General features: G+C 37.6%; 17 protein-coding genes. 11 read left to right on the top strand and 6 right to left on the bottom strand.

All coding sequences use genetic code 11. The features are described from left to right. Nucleotides 1-455: 455 nt before the first annotated feature. On the bottom strand, nt 456-1,148 hold the full coding sequence (locus tag ACIQ1H_RS00295) for an AIM24 family protein (protein ID WP_173477591.1): 693 nt from the start codon (nt 1,146-1,148) through the stop codon (nt 456-458). Between the two features lie 358 nt (nt 1,149-1,506). Then, the gene (locus tag ACIQ1H_RS00290) at nt 1,507-2,778 is read right to left on the bottom strand and encodes an L-lactate MFS transporter (protein WP_173477592.1); all 1,272 of its coding nucleotides are present in this window, start codon (nt 2,776-2,778) and stop codon (nt 1,507-1,509) included. Between the two features lie 840 nt (nt 2,779-3,618). Between ACIQ1H_RS00290 and ACIQ1H_RS00285 the strand changes: the two genes are divergently transcribed. The 7 genes from ACIQ1H_RS00285 to ACIQ1H_RS00255 all read left to right on the top strand — a co-directional run bounded on the left by ACIQ1H_RS00285 (nt 3,619) and on the right by ACIQ1H_RS00255 (nt 11,477). Continuing rightward, on the top strand, nt 3,619-5,232 hold the full coding sequence (locus ACIQ1H_RS00285) for an ATP-binding protein (protein WP_402885573.1): 1,614 nt from the start codon (nt 3,619-3,621) through the stop codon (nt 5,230-5,232). Further along, the gene (locus ACIQ1H_RS00280; RefSeq protein WP_402885570.1) at nt 5,229-5,897 is read left to right on the top strand and encodes a response regulator; all 669 of its coding nucleotides are present in this window, start codon (nt 5,229-5,231) and stop codon (nt 5,895-5,897) included. Before ACIQ1H_RS00285 ends, ACIQ1H_RS00280 begins: the two co-directional genes overlap by 4 nt. Nucleotides 5,898-6,247: 350 nt before the next feature. Beyond that, the gene (locus ACIQ1H_RS00275) at nt 6,248-7,291 is read left to right on the top strand and encodes a DctP family TRAP transporter solute-binding subunit (protein WP_402885568.1); all 1,044 of its coding nucleotides are present in this window, start codon (nt 6,248-6,250) and stop codon (nt 7,289-7,291) included. Between the two features lie 56 nt (nt 7,292-7,347). Beyond that, the gene (locus tag ACIQ1H_RS00270) at nt 7,348-8,394 is read left to right on the top strand and encodes a DctP family TRAP transporter solute-binding subunit (protein ID WP_402885565.1); all 1,047 of its coding nucleotides are present in this window, start codon (nt 7,348-7,350) and stop codon (nt 8,392-8,394) included. Between the two features lie 126 nt (nt 8,395-8,520). Then, the gene (locus ACIQ1H_RS00265; RefSeq protein ID WP_402885562.1) at nt 8,521-9,018 is read left to right on the top strand and encodes a TRAP transporter small permease; all 498 of its coding nucleotides are present in this window, start codon (nt 8,521-8,523) and stop codon (nt 9,016-9,018) included. Beyond that, entirely contained in the window at nt 8,999-10,267 is a 1,269-nt protein-coding gene (locus ACIQ1H_RS00260) for a TRAP transporter large permease (RefSeq protein ID WP_402885560.1), read from the top strand. Before ACIQ1H_RS00265 ends, ACIQ1H_RS00260 begins: the two co-directional genes overlap by 20 nt. A gap of 10 nt (nt 10,268-10,277) precedes the next feature. After that, nucleotides 10,278-11,477, top strand: a complete 1,200-nt coding sequence (locus ACIQ1H_RS00255; protein ID WP_402885557.1) for an MFS transporter — start codon at nt 10,278-10,280, stop codon at nt 11,475-11,477. A gap of 590 nt (nt 11,478-12,067) precedes the next feature. On the opposite strand, the gene ACIQ1H_RS00250 is transcribed toward ACIQ1H_RS00255, so the two are convergent. The 4 genes from ACIQ1H_RS00250 to ACIQ1H_RS00235 form a co-directional block, all read right to left on the bottom strand. Next, the gene (locus tag ACIQ1H_RS00250; RefSeq protein ID WP_402885554.1) at nt 12,068-12,958 is read right to left on the bottom strand and encodes a DMT family transporter; all 891 of its coding nucleotides are present in this window, start codon (nt 12,956-12,958) and stop codon (nt 12,068-12,070) included. Between the two features lie 287 nt (nt 12,959-13,245). After that, on the bottom strand, nt 13,246-14,457 hold the full coding sequence (locus ACIQ1H_RS00245) for an amidohydrolase (protein ID WP_402885551.1): 1,212 nt from the start codon (nt 14,455-14,457) through the stop codon (nt 13,246-13,248). Further along, the gene (locus ACIQ1H_RS00240) at nt 14,454-15,704 is read right to left on the bottom strand and encodes an amidohydrolase family protein (protein WP_402885550.1); all 1,251 of its coding nucleotides are present in this window, start codon (nt 15,702-15,704) and stop codon (nt 14,454-14,456) included. The genes ACIQ1H_RS00245 and ACIQ1H_RS00240 overlap by 4 nt, the downstream gene beginning before the upstream one ends. 58 nt (nt 15,705-15,762) lie before the next feature. Beyond that, on the bottom strand, nt 15,763-17,322 hold the full coding sequence (locus ACIQ1H_RS00235; protein ID WP_402885547.1) for a glutathione ABC transporter substrate-binding protein: 1,560 nt from the start codon (nt 17,320-17,322) through the stop codon (nt 15,763-15,765). Between the two features lie 179 nt (nt 17,323-17,501). On the opposite strand from ACIQ1H_RS00235, the gene nikC reads away from it, so the two are divergent. The 4 genes from nikC to ACIQ1H_RS00215 are packed head-to-tail and all read left to right on the top strand — an operon-like array spanning nt 17,502 to nt 21,355. Next, entirely contained in the window at nt 17,502-18,404 is a 903-nt protein-coding gene (gene nikC / locus ACIQ1H_RS00230; RefSeq protein WP_402885545.1) for a nickel transporter permease, read from the top strand. A 14-nt stretch (nt 18,405-18,418) separates the two neighbouring features. Beyond that, entirely contained in the window at nt 18,419-19,339 is a 921-nt protein-coding gene (gene nikB / locus ACIQ1H_RS00225; protein ID WP_173477605.1) for a nickel ABC transporter permease, read from the top strand. A gap of 13 nt (nt 19,340-19,352) precedes the next feature. Continuing rightward, nucleotides 19,353-20,366, top strand: a complete 1,014-nt coding sequence (locus tag ACIQ1H_RS00220) for an ABC transporter ATP-binding protein (RefSeq protein WP_402885541.1) — start codon at nt 19,353-19,355, stop codon at nt 20,364-20,366. Continuing rightward, nucleotides 20,363-21,355, top strand: a complete 993-nt coding sequence (locus tag ACIQ1H_RS00215; RefSeq protein ID WP_173477607.1) for an ABC transporter ATP-binding protein — start codon at nt 20,363-20,365, stop codon at nt 21,353-21,355. The genes ACIQ1H_RS00220 and ACIQ1H_RS00215 overlap by 4 nt, the downstream gene beginning before the upstream one ends. Nucleotides 21,356-21,371: the final 16 nt, after the last annotated feature.

Raw genomic sequence — 21,371 nt, 5'->3', positions numbered from 1 at the left:
CTACTTTAGAAGAAAGCATTCGTTGATTGTAGAGAGCTGTCACTCCTGCGGGAACGCACGCAACGTAAGACACAACAATCCGCGCGTTAGCGAGGGTTAGGGCTTACGTGGGTGCCCGCGGAAAGCATCGCCGTAGCGGACATCAACGGTAAAGCAAAAAAATGGTAGATTGTCTGAGGTCAACAATTCTTTCTTTTGCAAGAATAATAAATTAGCAACGTGTACTAGTTGATGGTAGCGAAGGCGGTGACTCCTGCGGGAACGCACGCAACGTAAGACACAACAATCCGCGCGTTAGCGAGGGTTGTGGCTTACGTGGGTGCCCGCGGAAAGCACCGCCGTAGCGGACATCAACGGTAAAGCAAAAAAGTGTTAGATTGATTGCAGTCAATCTAACACTTTTTTTGTCCTATCTTCTTTTCCACATAGAAAAACTGTTTTTCTAAAGCGCCTCTTTAACTTTCGCTAGACAAATAGACCTCTTCATATGGTTGTATGATGACAAACCCTTCTCCTGAGAAAGCCATTTGAATTGATTCACCACTTCCACGTCCAATAAACGTACGGAAGCTAATATCTGTTTTAAACTCAGGTGTTAAATTACCTGACCACGCTACTGTAGCATGTGGATCTGTATAAACCGTCTCTCCTGGCTTTACTAATAATGTCAATGGCTCAAAATGAGTTGTGATGGCTACCTTACCTGTTCCTTGTAAAGTTACATTAAATAAACCACCAGACATAATACCAGCCATTTTACGCATTAATTGAATGTCCCAATTTATCGTAGGTTCAAATGCCAATAAGTCATTACCGTTTACGCAAATACTTTCACCCTTCAAATCAAAAATGGTCACCTTTTTTCCTTGATCCGCTAAATAGAGACGCCCCTTCCCTTTTGCTTTCATCAGTTGCGTTCCTTCACCTGTCAGTGCTTTTTTAAACATTTTGGATAGACCATGCTCCAATACACGTTCCCGTTCAAACTTAATGTCGCCTATGTATGAAATCATAGCCCCCATTTTCGACCAGACTTCACCATCTAAGTTTACCTCTAGTACACGTTCCGTTTCTAACTCAAAATATTCGTTTACATGATCATTTTGTTGTGTCGTGCTTATAAAGTCGTTTAATGAATACTTCCCCATGTACATCTCCTCCTCTGCTTTCTTTACCTTATATACGTTACATGCCACGAAAAGATTCACCTAGTCATTATCACTTTCCATATGAATCGTAGCGAACACATTCATTTACTATATTTTTGATTATTTTCACAAGTATGTGCTGTCATCAAGAAAAGAATATCGTTGCAAAAATTCTCTTTTAGTACCAAAATCACTTTATTTACCATAATGTTATTGACATCAACAAACAGCTGTTATATGTTAGACGAAGATTAATCGAGTGTTGTATAACAATCACTACAAATAAAAACCGCATCAGTGTCATATGCGAAATGACACTAATACGGCAATACCTTCAAGTGCGAATTGAAAGTGAAAATTATCGTGTAGCGGAGACGTCTCCAACTTTTTGTGATGCTGCTTTTAACGCTGTTTGTTTACGTACATCAGCACGTAATGTTATTGCAATAATGAATGAAATGGCAATTAACCCTGCAAAAATATAAAAGACAGGAATGTAACTGTCATAAGCATTTCTAATACCACTCACTAGAAGTGGACCAAACACACCACCTAATGACCAAGTTGTCAGTAAATAACCATGGATGACCCCAAGTTGTTTCGTACCAAATAAATCACTTGCGAATGCAGGTAGGTTTGAGAAACCACCGCCATAACAACTAACTACTAAGAAAATAAGTGCTTGGAAAATAATAACGTTTGTCGTATGTGGTAATACGATAAATGTAATAAGTTGTGCTGTAAAGAAAATAACAAAAACGTTTGGACGACCAATATAATCAGACACAGCAGCCCAAATTAATCGGCCACCACCATTGAATAACCCCATTACTCCTACCATTGCTGCGGCACCCGCAACTGATAACCCTACAATTTCCTGTGCCATCGGAGATGCTACAGAAATCATCATAATACCCGCTGTAACATTTACTAAGTGCATAGACCATAACATCCAGAAATGCTTTGTTTTCACAGCTTCACGAGCTGACATAACAGCCAAGTCTGTTTTCACTACTTCTTTGCCTTTTTCTGCAGCCGCTTTCATATTCGCAGGCATATAACCTGGTTTTGGCGGTGCTATATATGAAGCCCCTAAAATCATTAACGTGAAGTAACATGCCCCTAAAATAAAGTAAGTTGTAGAAATTCCGACTGCTTCCATTAAGTTCGCTGCTACTGGCGCAGTAATAAGTGCACCCGAACCAAAGCCTAGTACAGCCATACCAGTTGCTAAACCACGACGATCTGGGAACCATTTAACTAATGTTGATACAGGTGCGATATATCCAATCCCCATACCAAGTCCACTTAGTAAGCCGTAAGTTAGCCAGTACAATGTTACTGAATCCATTGAAATCGCAACACCTGCTCCTGCTTGTCCTGCTCCAAACAGTACAGCAGCTACCATAGCAGATTTACGCGGACCCATTTTTTCTACTAAACTACCAAATAGTGCTGCCGAAAAACCTGCAAGCCCCATCATAATTGTAAAGGCAATCGTAACCTTCGTTTCACTCCATCCCATTTCTGTGACAATCGGCAGCTTGTATACACTGTATGCATAAGCTCCACCAATTGAAAGGTGAATAGCGATCGCAGATAATGCAATTAACCATCTATTTTTATTCATAAATTCTCATTTCTCCCCTCTTTTGCTACCTGTGAAAATTCTATGAACGTCCATGTAAAACAATTTACCACTTATAATTATTCAAATGCAAGATGTTTTTCTAAAAAATATTATTTCTCCAAAAAGTTTTTTATTGTTCGCTATATAATCAAAACAACAAAAACCTTACAGCCTCTAAGAAAAAAGGCGTTTATCAAACAATATCCCCAACATATTTTAGCTATTATTACTTTTCTACTGTACTTATTCTATTTAAATAAATTATTTTAAAATAATTAAAAATGTGCATATTTTCACATATGATAGAAAGCTTCTCTGCTTTTGACTGCTAGATAAAAAATAGAAATTCGCTTGATATGTAAAAATAGAAATAATCGACATACAGAAATATTAAGAATGAAAGAGAATTTTAAAACGATAACAAAGCAAATTTTCTTTGCGCAAAATATTTTAAGTTTCTATAGGATAAGTAAACTAACCCATTATATTATTTAAATGTAAATAATTACATGAAATTTCGTTGTATAACAGCATTTTAAAGATAAATAGCCAATTATTTTTTATTATTCAAATATAAATTTTTATTTTATAAAATACCAAACTCCGATAGCACTTCCTCTTTCTTTTCTTATGCTAATGAGATTTTAATACATATATTGTTATAGTACACAATTAAAACAGATACTTTGTAGCAGTAATTGTATTACAACAAGCTATTCATTTATGGTACTTTATTATAGAATGATAGTCCTAGTCCTTTGCTAGAAAAATGGGTTTTGCATATCTCCATTAAAATTGGAGTTTCCTACATATTGAAATAATACGAAATAGAGGTGATGAATGAATAAAAGGGCTGCTAATTTGGCATTCCTTTTCATTATTATGAAAAACATATCATTACGACTCAAAATGTTTATTTTTTCTTTTATTATCGTTATTTTCTCTATTACTACGAGTGGTGCAATTATGATTCATAATTTAGCTGGTGCTTTAGAGAAGGAGTTTGGAGCCCGTGCAATAGCTATAGCACGAACGGTTTCACAGCTTACAGAAGTACAAAAAAACGTAGGTACTAAAGAGGGCTTTGAAATTATTCAGCCGATTGCTGAACGCATTCGATTAACGACAGATGTCGATTATATCGTCATTATCGATATGAAACGCATTCGTTACTCACATCCCTCTGAAAGTAAGCTAGGTACCGTTTTTGAAGGTGGCGACGAAATAGAAGCATTTTCACAGCATGAATACATATCTAAGGCACGTGGTGTATTGGGTTATTCTATACGCGCATTCGTACCAATTATGAACGAGGAAGGCACGAAGCAAGTTGGGGTTATTACCGTTGGGTTACTCGCACCAAAATGGTATGACCTTTTAGATGAATATCAATTTGATATATTAGTATCACTTTTAGGGGGGCTTGCCATAGGGTTAGGCGGATCTGTTTGGGTTGCTAACCATTTAAAACGTCAAACCTTTAATTTAGAACCTTACGAAATCGCTCGTTTAGTAGAAGAACGTTCTGGTATTATTCAAGCGATGGATATAGGAATTTTAGCTACAGATGAAAGTGGAAATGTAACCTTCATTAACCGATTAGCACGGCAGTATACACATTACTTTGGACATAAAGTATCCAGAAAAACTTTATTTAAAGATACGTGGCTTGCTGAAGACACCATACAACAACATGAGGTTTATCGACCACTTTTAATGTACGAGCAAATGTATTTAGTTCGGACATTCCCTATCCGTATTATGGAACAAAATGCAGGCTATCTAATCATGTTAACTGATCGAAAAGAGGCAAATATGCTTGCTGAAGAATTAACAGGAATTAAAATGCTCGTGGATTCCTTGCGGGCACAGCAACATGAATACATGAACCGTCTCCATAGTATTGCTGGACTTATCCAGTTGGAGCGAAATGACGATGCTTTAAGCCTCATTATTGATGAAATAACAGATGAAGAAGAACTAATTCAAAGCTTGCATGATAAATTTCAGGATTATTCTATTCAAGGCTTATTACTTGGCAAATACTCACGCGCTAAGGAACTAGGTGTAGAACTGACAATCGATGAAAAATCTAATCTCGCTGATTTTATGAGTGGCTTATCGAGTGGCGATATTATTACTATCATTGGCAACTTATTGGACAACGCAATGGAAGCTTGCTTTGAATGTGAACATAAGGATGTTCATTTAACAATTAACGGTGATAAGCATTATTTAAATATAGAAGTACAGGACAGTGGTAAAGGTATTGCAGGTATACCCCAACGAATTTTTGATTATGGATTTAGTACGAAACAAAAAGAAGGACACGGCATAGGACTTGCACTTGTCAAACAAATCGTCGAATCCAATAATGGCACAATTCATGTAGAATCTACTGTTCACATCGGCACAACAATTACAATTAATATAGGGGTGACAGAGGAACCATGAGCAAAATCACAGTTTTTATCGTAGAAGATGACCCAATGGTGCTTGAGGTAAATAAAGGATTTTTGAATAAAATGAGTGGCTTTCAACTCATAGGAGAGGCAGTCAATGGACGAGATGCCTATGACAAAATCATGATTCAAAAACCAAACCTTATTTTACTGGATATGTTCTTACCAGATATGACAGGCATGGAATTGTTTTTGAAAATTCGAGCACAGCGTATTCCATCCGATATTATTATGATAACAGCAGCTCGAGATGCACCTACAGTACAAGAATCCCTTCGGCTTGGTGCAATTGATTACCTAATAAAGCCATTTCGTTTTGATCGCTTCGAAAGAGCTTTGCTACAATATAAAAACTCTACAAAAAACTTACTCAGTACGACTAATATTAACCAAGAGGATATCGATCAGTGGTTAGGTATTCAGCATGAGATTTTAGAACTGCCAAAAGGCTTGAATAACATTACAATGGAGCAAATTTTAAGTTACTTAACGACACATCATGCACCGATTACTTCTGAACAGCTTGCACAAAATGTCGGCATGGCAAGAGTAACTGTACGAAAATATTTAGACTTTTTAGCTACAAAAGGTACTGTGCATATAGAATTAAAATACGGAACCGTAGGACGACCAACTAAATACTATTCTATTAAATAATAATAAATTAGTATATTAGCGCTCGATTTGCTACCTATTCTAATCATAGCCTAATACCAAGAATCTGCTCATTTTTCACGGGAAAGCAACAGGCATCCATAGTCACTTCGCCTACTACACCTTGCTTCTTTTATGTCCCACTGAAAATTGCAGATTCTTTCTTTATTTAGTAGCTACATTCAAGTACTTACAAAAAGCATTGCCGCTGTTTTGTAACAGTTTTTCAAAATAATGAATTGTTATATACCATAAAAACCAAAATGTTCATTAATACCATAATATTGTGTATTTTCATATTTTCAATAGAATAAGAAGCGTTCACATCTTCAATAGATTAGAGGTGAATTTGTATGTGGCGCAATCACATTCACAAGTATTTTGTTAGCGTTCTCATTTTACTGACAGTTCTATTAATTTCCTGTCAGCAACAAGATTATCCTACAGATAATGAACAGTTAAGTCATGAAGAACAAATTGTCATTCGATTTTCGCACGTAGTAGGTGAAAACACGCCAAAAGGAATGGCAGCAATCAAATTTGCCGAACTCATTAAACAGCGCAGTAATGGTCATGTAGAAATTCAAGTCTTTCCAAATGGTGTTCTTTATAAAGATGGAGAAGAAATGAATGCACTTTTACGTGGAGATATTCAGATGATAGCACCAGCTATTTCAAAAATTACAACGCTTGTACCTGAGTGGTCGGTTATGGACTTGCCCTATGCATTTAAAAATGCTGATGAAGTGCATACATACGTTGATAGCGATGTCGGTCAATCTTTAATGAGGAAATTAAATGACCATAATCTTTATTCAATCGGAGTTTGGGATAGTGGGTTTAAGCAATTTAGCAATAGTATCCGCCCTATTCAAGATGTCACTGACTTAAAAAACTTACGCATGCGCATCATGCCGAGTGATATTTTAGCAGAGCAGTTTACAAGTGTTGGTGCCTATCCAAAGAGAATAGATTTCAATACCGTTTTCCATCAGCTACAAAAAGGAAATGTAGACGGACAGGAAAATACTCTCACTAATATTACTAGTAAAAATCTACATTCTCTACAAGACTACTTAACAATTAGCAATCATGGTTATTTGGGCTATTTATTACTTATGAACAATGAGTTTTGGCAGTCCTTACCGAAAGATGTTCAAACATTGCTGATTGATACACTTGCTGAAGTACAGGAATGGGAATGGCAACTTGCAGAAAATCTTACAGCAGAGCGTCTGCAAGAAATGGAGGCTTGTAACTGCATTAATATTCATTATTTCACAGATGAGGATGTTGAGAAATGGGAGTCAGCATTTGAACCAGTCTATGATTATTACGCTAAAAGTTACAGCAAGAAATATATACTTGCGCTACCAAAAAACCAACCACATCACTAATTTGGGTTTAAAGGGGATCCTTTTAACTATAATCACAACTTTAAGGGGGATTTGAAATGAAAAAATGGCTTTTAATGTCACTAATGGCTGTGCTAGTTTTAGCTTTAGCTGCTTGTGGTGGCGATAAAAAAGAACCAGCTTCTGCTCCAGCAGCTGAAGGAGATGGTGGCTATACAAAAGAAAAACCACTTGTTATTAAATTTTCTCACGTTACATCAATCGATAGTGTGAAGGGGAAAGCATCTGAAGCTTTTGCAAAATTAGTTGATGAGAAAACAGAAGGTAAAGTAAAAGTTGAAGTATATCCATCTTCTCAATTATATGGTGATAATGACGAGCTTGATGCTTTAGTATCTGGAAACGTACATATGATTGCACCATCTGTTACAAAAATGGTGAAAATTGACCCTCGTTGGCAGTACGTAGACATGCCTTACCTTTTTGAAGATGAAGAGCATGCTCGCAAGTTCTTTGAATCAGACGTTGCAAAAACAATTCTTGAATCAGATCAATTAGCGGCAAATGATATTAAAGGATTAGTATTCTGGGAAAATGGCTTTAAACATTTTTCTAATAACAAACATCCACTTGTCAATGTTGAAGATTTTAAAGGTTTAAAATTCCGTGCACAGGCAGGTAAAGTACTTGAAGCACAATTTAAAGCATTACATGCTGGCTCAGCTACAATTTCATTCGGTGAAACATATGCGGCTCTGCAACAAGGAACTGTTGATGGACAAGAAAACACATTCAACAACTTTGATACACAAAAGTATCAAGAAGTTCAAAAGTACTTCTCAGTATCTGAACATGGTCGTCTTGACTATGCAATTTTTGTTAACAAACCATTCTGGGAAAAGATCCCTGCAGATTTATTAAAAGCAGTTGAGGATTCTTTAGCTGAAGCTACAACATTAGCTTGGGAATTAGCTTCTGAAGAGAATGCAAAATCATACGAAAACATTAAAAACTCTGGTATTGAAGTAATTGAATTAACGACTGCTCAAAAAGATGCTATTAAAGCTGAGCTTGAGCCAGTTTACGAAGAGTTTGGTAAAGCTATTACGGAAGAATTAATTAACGGTATTCGTGATTTAAAATAAGCTCTTTCAATTGAGTGTCGATAAGTAATCGACACTCACTCTTTTTCTTAAAGTAAATCGCTTACAAACTTGTTTTACTTTATAGAAGAATAATCTTATCATCTTATATTTTAAGGAGGCATCAGGATGAATGTTTTACATAAAGTTTGGGGTTATTTAGAGGAAATCCTTGCGGGATTCTTTTTCGTAGCTGGTATTGCACTAATCTTCTACGGTGTAATGATGCGTTATGTTTTTAACGAACCTCAAGCTTGGGTAGAAGAATTAGCACGTTACGCAATTATTTGGGGAACGTTCCTCGGCTTTGGCTTAGCACTACGTCACAATCAGCACATCCAAGTAGACATTTTATACGATAAATTAAAACCATCAAATAAACGCATTTTAGATTTTATCGCCACTAGTTTAAGTATCGTATTTTGTTTAATTTATACGTACTACGGTTTTGTATTAGTTGAGAATCGCTTTACATCAGGCATGGTTTCACTTGATATCGGTATTCCAATGTGGGTTGTCTACTTAGTACTACCGATTTCTGGCGTTTTATTTTTATTAAGATTCGTAGAAAGACTAGTTAATATTATCCGAGGAAAGGACGAAGAATATGCTAATCCTCTTACTTAGTTTCTTTGTTTTATTATTTTTACGTGTACCAGTCGCAGTGAGCCTAGCACTTTCAACAATCTTAGTGTTCTTTCAAATCGATTTTAATATGAATATGATTCCTCAGCGTATTTTCACTGCGCTAGATTCATTCCCGATGATGGCCATTCCTGGATTCGTTCTTGCTGGTGTACTAATGGCACGTGGCGGGATTTCAAAATATTTAATTGAAGCATTACGTGCCTGGATTGGACATCTGCCTGGAGGGCTTGCAGTTGTAACGATTGTTGCCTGTGCTATTTTCGCAGCCATTTCAGGTTCTTCACCTGCAACTGCCGCTGCAATTGGATCAATTATGATTCCTGCAATGATTTCTGCGGGATATAAAAAGCGTTACTCGATGGGACTTGTTGCAGCGGGTGGTACGCTAGGAATTTTAATTCCTCCAAGTGTTCCTTTAATCATTTACGGTATTACATCCGAACAATCCATCGGGGAATTGTTCATGGCTGGTGTTATTCCTGGTCTTGCGTTAACAGGCATTTTAATCGTTGCTGCCATCGTCTATGCAAAGCGCAATGGTTTCAATGGCGATAAACCTGCCACTTGGGAGGAGCGTGGCCGTAAATCATTAAAAGCCATTTGGGGTGGCTTCTTACCGTTCTTAATTTTAGGAACAATCTATTCTGGGGTTGTCACACCTACTGAGTCGGCAGTTATTGCTGTATTTTATGGTTTAATCGTATCTCTATTCATTTACCGTGAAATGAAGTTAAAAGATTTCCGTGAAGTATTAGTTGAATCTATTAATATTACAGCGATGATTTTCTTAATTATCGGTGCTGCTTCACTCTTCGGGTTATATTTAACGAACGCGCAAGTTCCTCAGCAAGTTGGGGCTTGGATTGCGGAAAGTGATTTAAACAAATGGATTTTCATGATTATTGTAAATATACTATTCTTTATTATGGGAATGTTCTTAGAGGCGGTTTCAATTATTTTAATTACATTACCAATTTTGCTACCAATTCTTGTCCATTTCGATATCAACCTAATTCACTTTGCAATTATTATGACAATCAATATGGAGCTAGGTATGATTACACCTCCAGTAGGTCTGAACCTTTTCGTAGTAAGTGGTATTGCGAAGGAAAAACTCGGCGAAGTTGTCAAAGGGGTTATTCCATTTATTATTTTAATGATTGTGTTCTTAGCTATCGTAGTTGTACTACCACAATTGTCGCTTTGGTTACCAGAGCAAATGAAATAAGGGCTTCCTTATGGACAGAGGGACAAAAGGGTATTCGATTCAAGATCGTCAATTTTGGCAAATTATTATTAGTTTAGGAGGAGCATCGGTTTTTGTTTTTGCTGCGATGTATTCAGTACAACCATTGCTCCCCTTTTTTACAGAACAGTTTCATGTTTCAGTTTCATTTGCTAGCCTTGCAGTTTCGATTACGACATTATCTGTTATTATCGGCTTAATTGTTTTAGGTTTTTTATCGGATCGACATGGAAGAATACTTTTCATTAGACTTTCCCTCATTCTAACTGTCATTCCTTTTCTCTTTATGCCATTAACTGATTCTTTTCTAACTATTATTTTATTACGTTTTATTCAAGGCTTTGCGATTGCTGGCGTTCCTGCTGCAGCACTTGCCTATATTAGCGAAGAGATTGATAGCCAATCAATGGGATTTGCTACTTCTCTCTATATTTCATGTAACGCGCTTGGGGGGACAATTGGACGTCTCCTAATGGGCTATGTAACTGAACACTATTCTTGGGAGACTGCGTTTAGTTCACTAGCTTTGTTAGGTTTTGCAATTTTTTTAATGGTGTTACTTACACTACCAAAATCTAAAAATTTTACGGTCAACAATCGGACGATTTCAAAAGATTTACAAGGCTTTGCGCTCCATATAAAAAATCCCAAACTGCTTATCTTGTTCGGACTAGGAATTATACTCCAAACATCCTTTAGTGGTTTGTGGTCATTTATCCCGTATTATTTAATTGAACCGCCCTTTTCACTTTCATTGAAAATGATATCGTTTGTTTTTTTAGCGTATTGCTTAGGTATCGTCGGTTCACCCATCGCTAGCACACTTGCAGAAAAAATAGGCATTCATCGCGTCCGAACATATGGGGTCTTTTTATTAGTTAGTGGAATAATTCTAACATTAAGCGATTCACTCATTATCGTAATTGTAGGGCTTTGCATAGCATGCTTAGGATTTTTCACAGCCCATGCCTTAACATCAGCAACAGTAAGTCGCACAGCAATCCATCAAAAAGGCAGTGCGGCAAGCCTATATCTCGTTTCTTATTATATTGGTGTTGCTTGCGGAAGTACGTTACTCAGTCCATTATGGCTGCATTTTAATTGGTTGGGTATCGTCATCACAACCGCTTTCCTTCCTATAATATATATACTGTTTCTAAATTACACATTGTATAAAAAAGATACACAGTAATTTTTAGTGCCCATTTTTAGTGCCTGGCACGCATACCATTCTCCATCCAAGTAAAATCCACGTCGACTCCTGCGGCATACGTTGTGCCAGCGGAAATTGAAGTGGATTTTTACGCTTTTAAAGTTTTTTTAAGTGTCAGGCACGCATACAATTTTCAATAGATTGATGCGCAGGGCGGGCGACTCCTGCGGGAACAGCACAACACGTAAGACACAACAGGCGGCGCGACAGCGACGGTTGTGGCTTACTTTGTGCGACTTACCAAGTAAAAATCCACGTAGACTCCTGCGGGGACGCACAGAACGTAAGACGCAACAAACCGCGCGTTAGCGAGGGTTGCGGCTTACGTGTGTGCCCGCGGAAAGCGCAGTGGATTTTTACGCTTTAGGAGCCGGTATTATGCCAGGAATCTAAGAGAGGTGCCAGGCACTCAAACAATTTTCTGTTGATTGGAGCGAAGGGCGGGCGACTCCTGCGGGAACAGCACGGAACGTAAGACGCAACAGCCGGCGCAATTTGCGACGGTTGCGGCTTACGCTGTGCCCGCGGAAAGCGTCCGCCCATAGCGGAAATCAACAGTGCAGTACACCTTATTTATAAACTAAACCTTTAATTTCTTTATAGTAAATACAAAGGATAATCCCTAAAAGAATCAACAAAGAACCGTAAATTTGGATGCTAGTTGGCAATTGACTTAATATAATAGCACTTAAAATCATCGCTATTGCTGGTTCAAAATTTAACAAAAGCGATGCATTTGTCGACCCTATTTCTTTCATTTTTCTATTCCACATTAAATTACTTATTCCATGAATAATGATGGCTGAAACGATTAGCAGTAACCAATATGGAAATGCCACTTGCATATTTTTCTGGGCTACTATTGACGTTCCGAATGGCATGAGAACCATTAGACCAATTAAATTTGTATAAAATGTAATGGCCGCCGCTGAAATTCTGGCGCTAAGGTCATTCACAATAATTAGGAACAGCGCAAAACTCATCATCGTAATCAAGCTTAAAATTTCACCTTTACCAATTGATATGCCGATAAATGCTCCTTTTGTAATAATCATCGAAACGCCAACTAATGAAATAATAGCACCAATCCAAAAAATACTGTTTCGATATTCTTTATAGATTATTTTATTAAGTAAAGACGTAACAATCGGTGCACAAGCTAAGATGAGTGCTGCTGTTATTGGCGTAGTATGCTGAAGACTTGCATAAAAGCTATAGTGATTAATCGCAACACCTAAAATGCCAGCTACAATGAGTAATAAAATATCGCGGCGCGTAACGGATAGATGGATGATAGATTGCCAACTTATACACCCTAAAAATAGCACAATGACAATCAGCCTATAAATGGCAATCGCTATCGGTTCCCAATGATGAATTAAAATAGCGCCTATTATAAAGTTACTAGCCCAAAAAAATACACAGCTAAATAAAATCATGTATGTTGTTAGTTGTTTCATTTATTGCTCCTTCTCACATGAAAAATAATCATTTACGTCTTGGCGTAATACCGTCGAGATTTTCTCTTGATTCAGCCTAGGTTTAAATGCCACTAAATGCCGAAACAAGTGAAAACATTGCTACAAATTAAAAAAACCGCTTTGCCTTCCTTTGCTAAGTATCGCTATCACCATGAAAGCGATACTTCAGCACAGGAATGTAAGTGGATTTTCATCTATATAAAATTATTTAAGGGAGATAATTTTATTATAAGAACGGCACAATTCGGTATGCCTCTCCAATGTTTTTAACGAATAAATATTCCTTTAGACATGACCGTACGTGCTAGAGGTCTTCTTGCAATGACTTCAGCGCTTGATACTGCGTCAAAAAATACAAAGCTTGCCTCATCATTTACATTTGGCCAAACCTTTTGACCATTTGTATCTAACGGCGTCCTACCATTTGTAATGTATTTTAATGTTTGACGAATAGAACGCTCATCCAGTTTTCGGGAAATGTCTGCAAACGTCGTTACTTTTTCTAAAATATCGCCTGAACCATATGGACTCCATGAATCAAAAAATCCATCACAACCAAAATGCACATCGACTCCATGCTCTGACAATAAATCAATTGGTGGCATCACACGATTAATATTATAGGGCACTGTAGACATGATTTTCACTTGTTGCTCGGCAAGGCGATTGGCAATAGTATGTTGTTCCATTATTGATACATCACCTAATGCAAAGGCATGGCTTATTGCTGTTCTACCTTGGTAGTTTGTCTCTTCCACCATATCCAGCCATTTATCTATTGTATAGTAGCCGACATGACCGCCATCATGTAAGTGAATATCCACATCGACATTAAATTCATGGGCAATATCCATTGTTTCGTAGAGAGAGCGCTCAATCGTATTATCAATTCCAGCAGGATCAAGCCCACCAATCATTGTTGCCCCGTTGCGTAATGCTTCACGGAGTAACTGAGGTACATTATCTCTTAGTAAGCCATGCTGCGGAAATGCAATGATCTCTGCTGTTACAATATTTTTATAATCATCTAATGCCGCTAATACACCCTCTAAATTTTTCAACCCTATATACGGATCTATATTTACATGGGTACGAATATGATTCGTTCCGTTGCTAATAATTTTTTCAATCATTGCCACAGCACGCTGTTTTCCCGTATGTGCTAAAATCGGTAGCTCTCTTGCTTCTTGTGCCAATCGATCTTTTAAATCTTTTGAGGGTGTGACAGCTTTCCAAGGTAATGATAAATATGTTTTATCTAAATGATTATGCATTTCCTTAAAAGCTGGTAAAAGAAGCTTGCCCTTCATATCTGTAACGTTTTGAGAAGCATCAATTGCTTGTGTTGCTGGAATAATTTGCGAAATTACACCTTCAGTAATTTCAATGTTAAAAAGCTCGACCTTTGTACCAACTGTATCATTATCTTTTATATACTCGCCTGTTTCAAGTAGAACGTTTGTAAGCCACTGCTTCATCTGTATTCTCCTTTCAACTCTCCAACTTCCTGCTGGTGAATTATTTTGCCTTGCGAAATGACAGTAGAGATTGGACATCTTCTAGCTACAACATGTGCCGTACTAACACCATCTACTAGCAACATATTCGCGACATCACCAGCCTTTGGCCATACACGCTCCCCCTCATCATTCAAAGGAGTGATACCGCCAGAAGCATATTTCCATGCACGACTTAAAGAATATTCATCCATAAAACGGAATCTTTCAGCCATCACATTTAGTTTTGTAATAGTATTGCCTGTACCATATGGGGACCAATGATCTGTTAAACTATCATGCCCAACTGATACCTTCACCCCTTTTTCATATAAATAAGGGATCGGAATTGTAGAACGATTAATCCCAATCGGTACTGTAGTTGTCACATCCATTTGCACAGAAGCCATTGCATGTACTAGATTTTCTAATTGCGGCTGCGCTAAATCTGCGAGCGCCATTGCATGACTAATTGTCACTTGCCCCTCTTTTTTGGCTTGCTTTGTTAAATCGATCAATTTATAAAACTCAAATTCGCCCAATGTATTAGCAGTATGAATATGAATATCTATCCCTGTGTTATAATCTTGAGCTATTTGCATTGTCGTTTGGAGTGATTTTTCGATATTGCGATCCACTATCGATGGATCAACACCGCCAACTAATGTTGCCCCCATTGTCATTGCCTCTCGGATTAATCCTTCTACATTTGAACGAAGAAGACCATGCTGCGGGAAGGCCACAATATCATACGTAATTTGTTCCTTATATTTCTCTAACACTTGCTTTGTAATTTCAATATGCTTTGTGCCAATTTGTGGATCGACATTACAATGGGAACGAATATGTGTATGCCCTTGAGCAATAAGCCATTTCACCATTTCCTCAGCACGATAAGCAGCCGTTGGTAATTGCTTCGGTAATAGCGTCTGTTCTTCCTCAATGCGTGTTAATATTCCTTTTGTAATGGGTCTTGGTGCTTGCCATTCCCCACCAAAATACGTTTTATCAATATGAATATGCATTTCTCGGAAGGAAGGGACTAACAATTGATGTTGGGCATCCAACACTTCAACATCTTCGGAAACTACTATATTTTTATCTACCTTTTTTACTTGCCCATCTTCAATTAGGACATCATAAATAGCTGTACGAGTCGCAACAATGTGCTCGTTATCATGTTCAAAAGCTTCTTCTAATCTCACATTTTTTAGCAATATTGTGCTCATAGTTTACTCTCCTAATTCGTATTTTGATGATTGTTCATAAAACAAGTGCCCTATAGCCTTATTGGACAATTTCCACTCCGCTAAGCATTGTGTAATTGGACGCATCTAACCAAAAGCCCTTTACAGCATTACTATAAACTGCTAAATGCTCATAATTTCGAACAGGAATATATACCGCTTCATCTAACTCTAATTGCATCGCTTTTTTGTAGATGTCATTACGAGTAGCTTGGTCTGATTCCGTACGACCTTCTTCAATTAACTTATCAATTTCTGGATTACTATAATAGAAGTGATTTCCTGGTGCGCCCATTGAAGCTGTGTGGAACAGATTGTATTGGTTATAATCAGCGTCACCAGTTACATTACCCCAGCCACTAATAAATAATTGATGCTGTTCTTTCGTAATTTCTGAAATAAATGCACCGTATTCCATTACTTGAATTTCTACATCTAAGCCAATACCTTTTAATTGAGATTGCACAACCTCAGCCATATTAATGCGCTCTTTGCGATCACTTGTCAGTAATTTCAGTTTAGTGCCTTCTTTAATCCCTGCCTCTTTTAACAGTTGTTTTGCCTTTACAACATCATAATCATAGGCCTTTGTTTCATTTGAATAACCTATAACTTTTGGACTCATTGCTGAATTTGCAAGTGTACCTACATTATTATAAATCCCACTTATAATTGCCTCGCGGTCAACAGCATAGCTAATTGCCTGACGTACTTTGACATTCGATAATAACGAGTCTTTCACATTAAAACCGATAAATTCAACAGCAAGTCCTTCTGTGCGGAATAAATTCATTGTTGAAGAATTTTCAATTCTAGCGATATCGGTCACTGGCACTTGATCGGCAATATGGGCCTCCCCACTTTCGATCATCGCTAAACGAGTTGAATCTTCAGGGACGATTTTAAATGTCACTTTATCAATTTTCGGTACAGTACCCCAATAATCCTTATTTGTATTTAATGTAATTGCTTGACCTGTTTTCCAAGATTCAAAAATAAATGGACCCGTGCCTACTGGATTTGTTGCCAACTGATCTGCTGATTCCGTAATGGCCTTCGGGCTAATTATGCTACCTTCTTGGCTCGCTAAAATCGAAAGAAGTGGTGCATATGGATTTTTTAATTTTAATGTCACAACATACGTATCATCTACTACAACTTCGCTAATCATAGATAGCTTATCGCGTTGTGGTGAGCCTGTCGCTGGATCTAAAATACGATTGAATGTCGCTTTTACTGCCTCAGCATTAAAATCTTCACCATCATGGAACTTAATGCCCTCATTTAAAGTAAAGGTCCACGTTAACTCATCCTTTTGCTCCCATGATTTTGCTAGTAACGGAACAATTTTTCGATCTCTATCAAAAGCTACTAATGTTTCATAGACTTTCCCATGAATAATATTTGCTGAAGGAATATCTGTAATAAAGTGTGGGTCAAGACTTGTAGCATCTGAAGCTCTTAAAACGATAAGTTCCCCTCCTACACTTTTCGATCCTTCCTTTGATCCCTCTGTACTATTGTTACTTGCGGTCGAACAAGCTTGCAAAATAACGACAGTCATAAGCGCTAAAAATAAAAACAATTTCATTTTCTTCATAAATTACTCCTCCTTGTTAAATTGTTGCTTACATTTCGAATTATAAAGAAATAAAATTTACTTGTTTTTTAAAATCTTTACTTGTTTTTTAAATTTTCTGACTAATACGTTCTGGAATATTTACTTTCTGTTCTCTTTTCAATAAATTGATATCACATCTAAAAAAAGGAGAAATCATTATGGAGAAAGTAACTACAACGATAGATCATTCGCTATTATCGGATGCTCGCAAAGCATCTCGGAAAAAAAATATGATTGGTTTTCTTAACAAAATTAAAAAAAATAAAGCAGCTGTTGCAGGTGGTATCATTATTCTTCTTTATTTAATTATGTTTCTTATCGGGCCAATCTTTGCTCCTTACGATCCATATGATGTGCAGTTGGATCAAAAATTGCAGGCACCTAGCTTGGATCATTTAATGGGGACGGATGATAAAGGTCGTGATATTTTTAGTCGAATACTATATGGTTCACGCCTGTCAATTGGTGTCGGTTTTTCAGCCGTACTTTTTGGTGGAACGATTGGCACGTTATTAGGGCTTATTGCAGGCTATTATGGCAGATGGATTGATTCCATTATTAGCCGAATTTTAGATATCATGCTCGCCTTCCCTGGTATTTTACTAGCATTGGCGATTGTCAGTGCATTAGGACCAAGCCTAATTAATGTCACAATTGCTGTTGGCTTTTTCTCAATACCGATGTTCGCTCGTATCGTGCGCGGTTCTACGATGGAAGTTAAAAAATTGGAATACATTGATGCTGTCCGAACACTTGGTGCGAACGATGTGACAATTTTAGCGAAGCATGTTTTCCCTAATATTTTATCACCAATTATTGTGCAAGCATCTATGCGTTTAGCTACAGCCATTTTATCAGCAGCCGGCTTATCATTTTTAGGTTTAGGTGCTCAGCCTCCATCACCAGAATGGGGAGCCATGCTCTCTAACGGTAGAGATTTTATTTTTACTGCTCCATATATGGCGATGTTTCCTGGGCTGATGATTTCGATACTTGTCCTCGGCTTTAACTTATTTGGAGATGGTTTACGAGATGCACTTGATCCGAGAATGAAAAATTAAAGGAGTGTAGCGATATGACACTATTTATCTTAAAACGAATTGCGCAAATTATCCCTGTTACATTAGGTGTAACACTCGTTGTGTTTTTAATTATGCAGATGATTCCTGGTGATCCTGCGTTGATTTTAGCTGGTGAAGGTGCTTCAAATGAAACGGTTGAAGAATTACGCGAAAACTTAGGGTTAAACAAACCTTTATATGTTCAATACGGAGAATATATAAACAATCTTTTACATGGCGATATGGGGAATTCCTTAAAAAATAAGCAACCAGTTTTTGAGGAAATTACGGCACGCTTACCGATTACAATTGAGCTGGCGATATATAGTATTTTAATTACCATTGTGTTAGGTCTTATTGCAGGAATTATTTCAGCAATACGTCCCTATTCAATTTTAGATGTTGGGTTAATGATTGTTGCGCTACTCGGCATTTCTCTACCAAGCTTTTGGCTTGGCATTTTATTAATGTATGTATTTTCAGTACAGCTCCATTGGCTGCCTGTAGCAGGATGGGAAAGTGCAAAGCATATTATTTTACCAGCCATTACACTCGGTGCTGGAGGTGCTGCTATTGTCGCACGAATGACACGCTCCAGTATGCTTGAAGTTGTCAATCAAGATTACATCCGTACAGCAAAAGCAAAGGGATTAAAAGGTTACGTTATCATTTTAAAACACGCATTACGCAATGCGTTAATACCTGTCATTACAGTAGTAGGATTACAGTTTGGTACTTTACTTGGAGGAACAGTATTAGTTGAATCTGTTTTTGCCGTAAACGGACTTGGTCGTATGATTGTGGATGCTATTCGTACTCGAGATATACCCGTTGTACAAGGCGGCGTACTTGTAGCTTCATTAATATTTGTTGTTATCAATCTCTTTGTCGATATTTTATACAGAATATTTAATAAACGAATTGATTTAAATTAGGGGGGAAATGATCATGAAACGAGATACTGTATTGGAAGTAAAAAACTTACAAACATATTTTTATTCTAGTGAAGGGGTCGCAAAGGCTGTAGATGGCGTATCGTTTACACTTCATAAAGGAGAAACGTTAGGCATTGTTGGTGAATCGGGTTGTGGGAAATCCATGACTTCTCTTTCTCTCCTCAGATTAGTACCTTCACCACCAGGTAAAATCATTAATGGTGAAATACTACTAAACAATACAGATTTAATGAAACTGTCAGAAGAAGAGCTACGGAAAATTAGGGGCAATAAAATATCAATGATATTCCAGGAGCCGATGACGAGCCTAAATCCCGTCTTAACAGTTGGTGAGCAAATTGCTGAAACAATACGTTTACATCAAGGGTTGTCCCGTAAGGAAGCTTGGCAACAGGCAGTTGAAATGATTCGTCTAGTCGGCATACCAGCTCCAGAAAAAAGAGCAAAGCAGGAGCCTTATCAATTAAGTGGTGGAATGCGACAGCGTATTATGATTGCAATGGCTTTAGCTTGCACACCAGATGTATTAATTGCTGACGAGCCAACAACCGCGCTAGATGTAACGATTCAAGCACAGATTATTGATATTATTCGAAACTTACAACAGCAATTAGGAATGAGCATTATTTTTATCACACATGACCTCGGAGTAGTAGCGGAAATTTGCGATAAAATTGCGGTAATGTATGCGGGCCAAGTAGTAGAAGAAGGCTCTACAGATAGCCTTTTTGAGAAGCCTCTCCATCCTTATACAAAGGGTTTAATTCAATCATTACCAAAACTTTATGAAGATCAAGAAGAGCTATCGACAATCCACGGTACTGTACCAAGTCCATATCACTATCCGAATGGCTGCCGTTATGCTGAACGCTGTCCGTTTGCAACGGAGCTATGTCGTGTGCAGCAACCAGAGCTCATTACAGTAGAGTCCGATAAGAAGGTAAGATGCTGGATGTATAGTGAAAAATGGCAAGGTGAATCAGTGAAGGAGGAGATGGTAGTATGACGATGAATAAAAACGCGCAACCATTATTACAAGTAAACGACTTAAAACAGCATTTTTTCTTAAAAAAAGAAAAACTCTTTGGTCCACAGCAAGTTGTGAAAGCTGTAGATGGTGTTTCTTTCAATATTATGCCAGGTGAAACGCTAAGCATTGTTGGGGAATCAGGCTGTGGGAAATCGACAACAGGTCGTGCTATTTTACGATTGGATGAACCGACATCAGGAGAAGTATTATTGTTCGGCAAAAACTTAGTAGAGATGAATAAAAAAGAACTGCGGGCTGCAAGAAAGGATATGCAAATTATTTTTCAGGACCCTTACGCTTCCCTTAATCCGCGCAGAACAATTCGCAAAATGCTGACAGAGGCGATGTCTATTCAAAAAATTGTACCGCCAGCGCAACAGGAGTCACGAATGCTAGAATTAATGACTCTCGTTGGTTTACGTCCAGAATACCTCGAGCGCTATCCACATGAATTTTCTGGTGGACAGCGACAACGTATCGGTATTGCGAGAGCACTTGCAGTCAATCCAAAAATTATTATTTGTGATGAATCGGTATCTGCATTAGATGTGTCTATTCAAGCTCAAATATTAAATTTACTAAAAAAACTACAGCGTGATTTAGATTTGACGTTTTTATTTATTTCGCATGATTTAAGTGTCGTGCGACATATATCTGATCGGGTTATGGTAATGTATCTCGGAAAAGTTGTCGAAATAGCCGACAAGCATTCCCTTTTCTCTCAGCCGCTTCACCCTTATACAAAAGCACTATTTTCGTCTATACCGATTATCGATAAGCAGCATCGGAAGGAACGCATTATTTTGAAGGGAGATATTCCATCCCCTCTAAATCCTCCTTCAGGCTGTAGCTTTCATACACGTTGTCCGTTTGCAACCGATAAATGTAAAGTGGAAATCCCAGCGCTACGGGAAATAAATCAGACGCATCAGGTAGCTTGCCATTTTGCAGAAAATTTAGTTTAATGTAACTTACACTTAT

It is taken from the genome of Lysinibacillus sp. NPDC097279, from assembly GCF_044761745.1.
Lineage (GTDB): Bacteria > Bacillota > Bacilli > Bacillales_A > Planococcaceae > Lysinibacillus.
The sequence above is the reverse complement of the archived record's forward strand: the minus strand, read 5'-3'. Positions and strand labels throughout refer to the sequence as shown.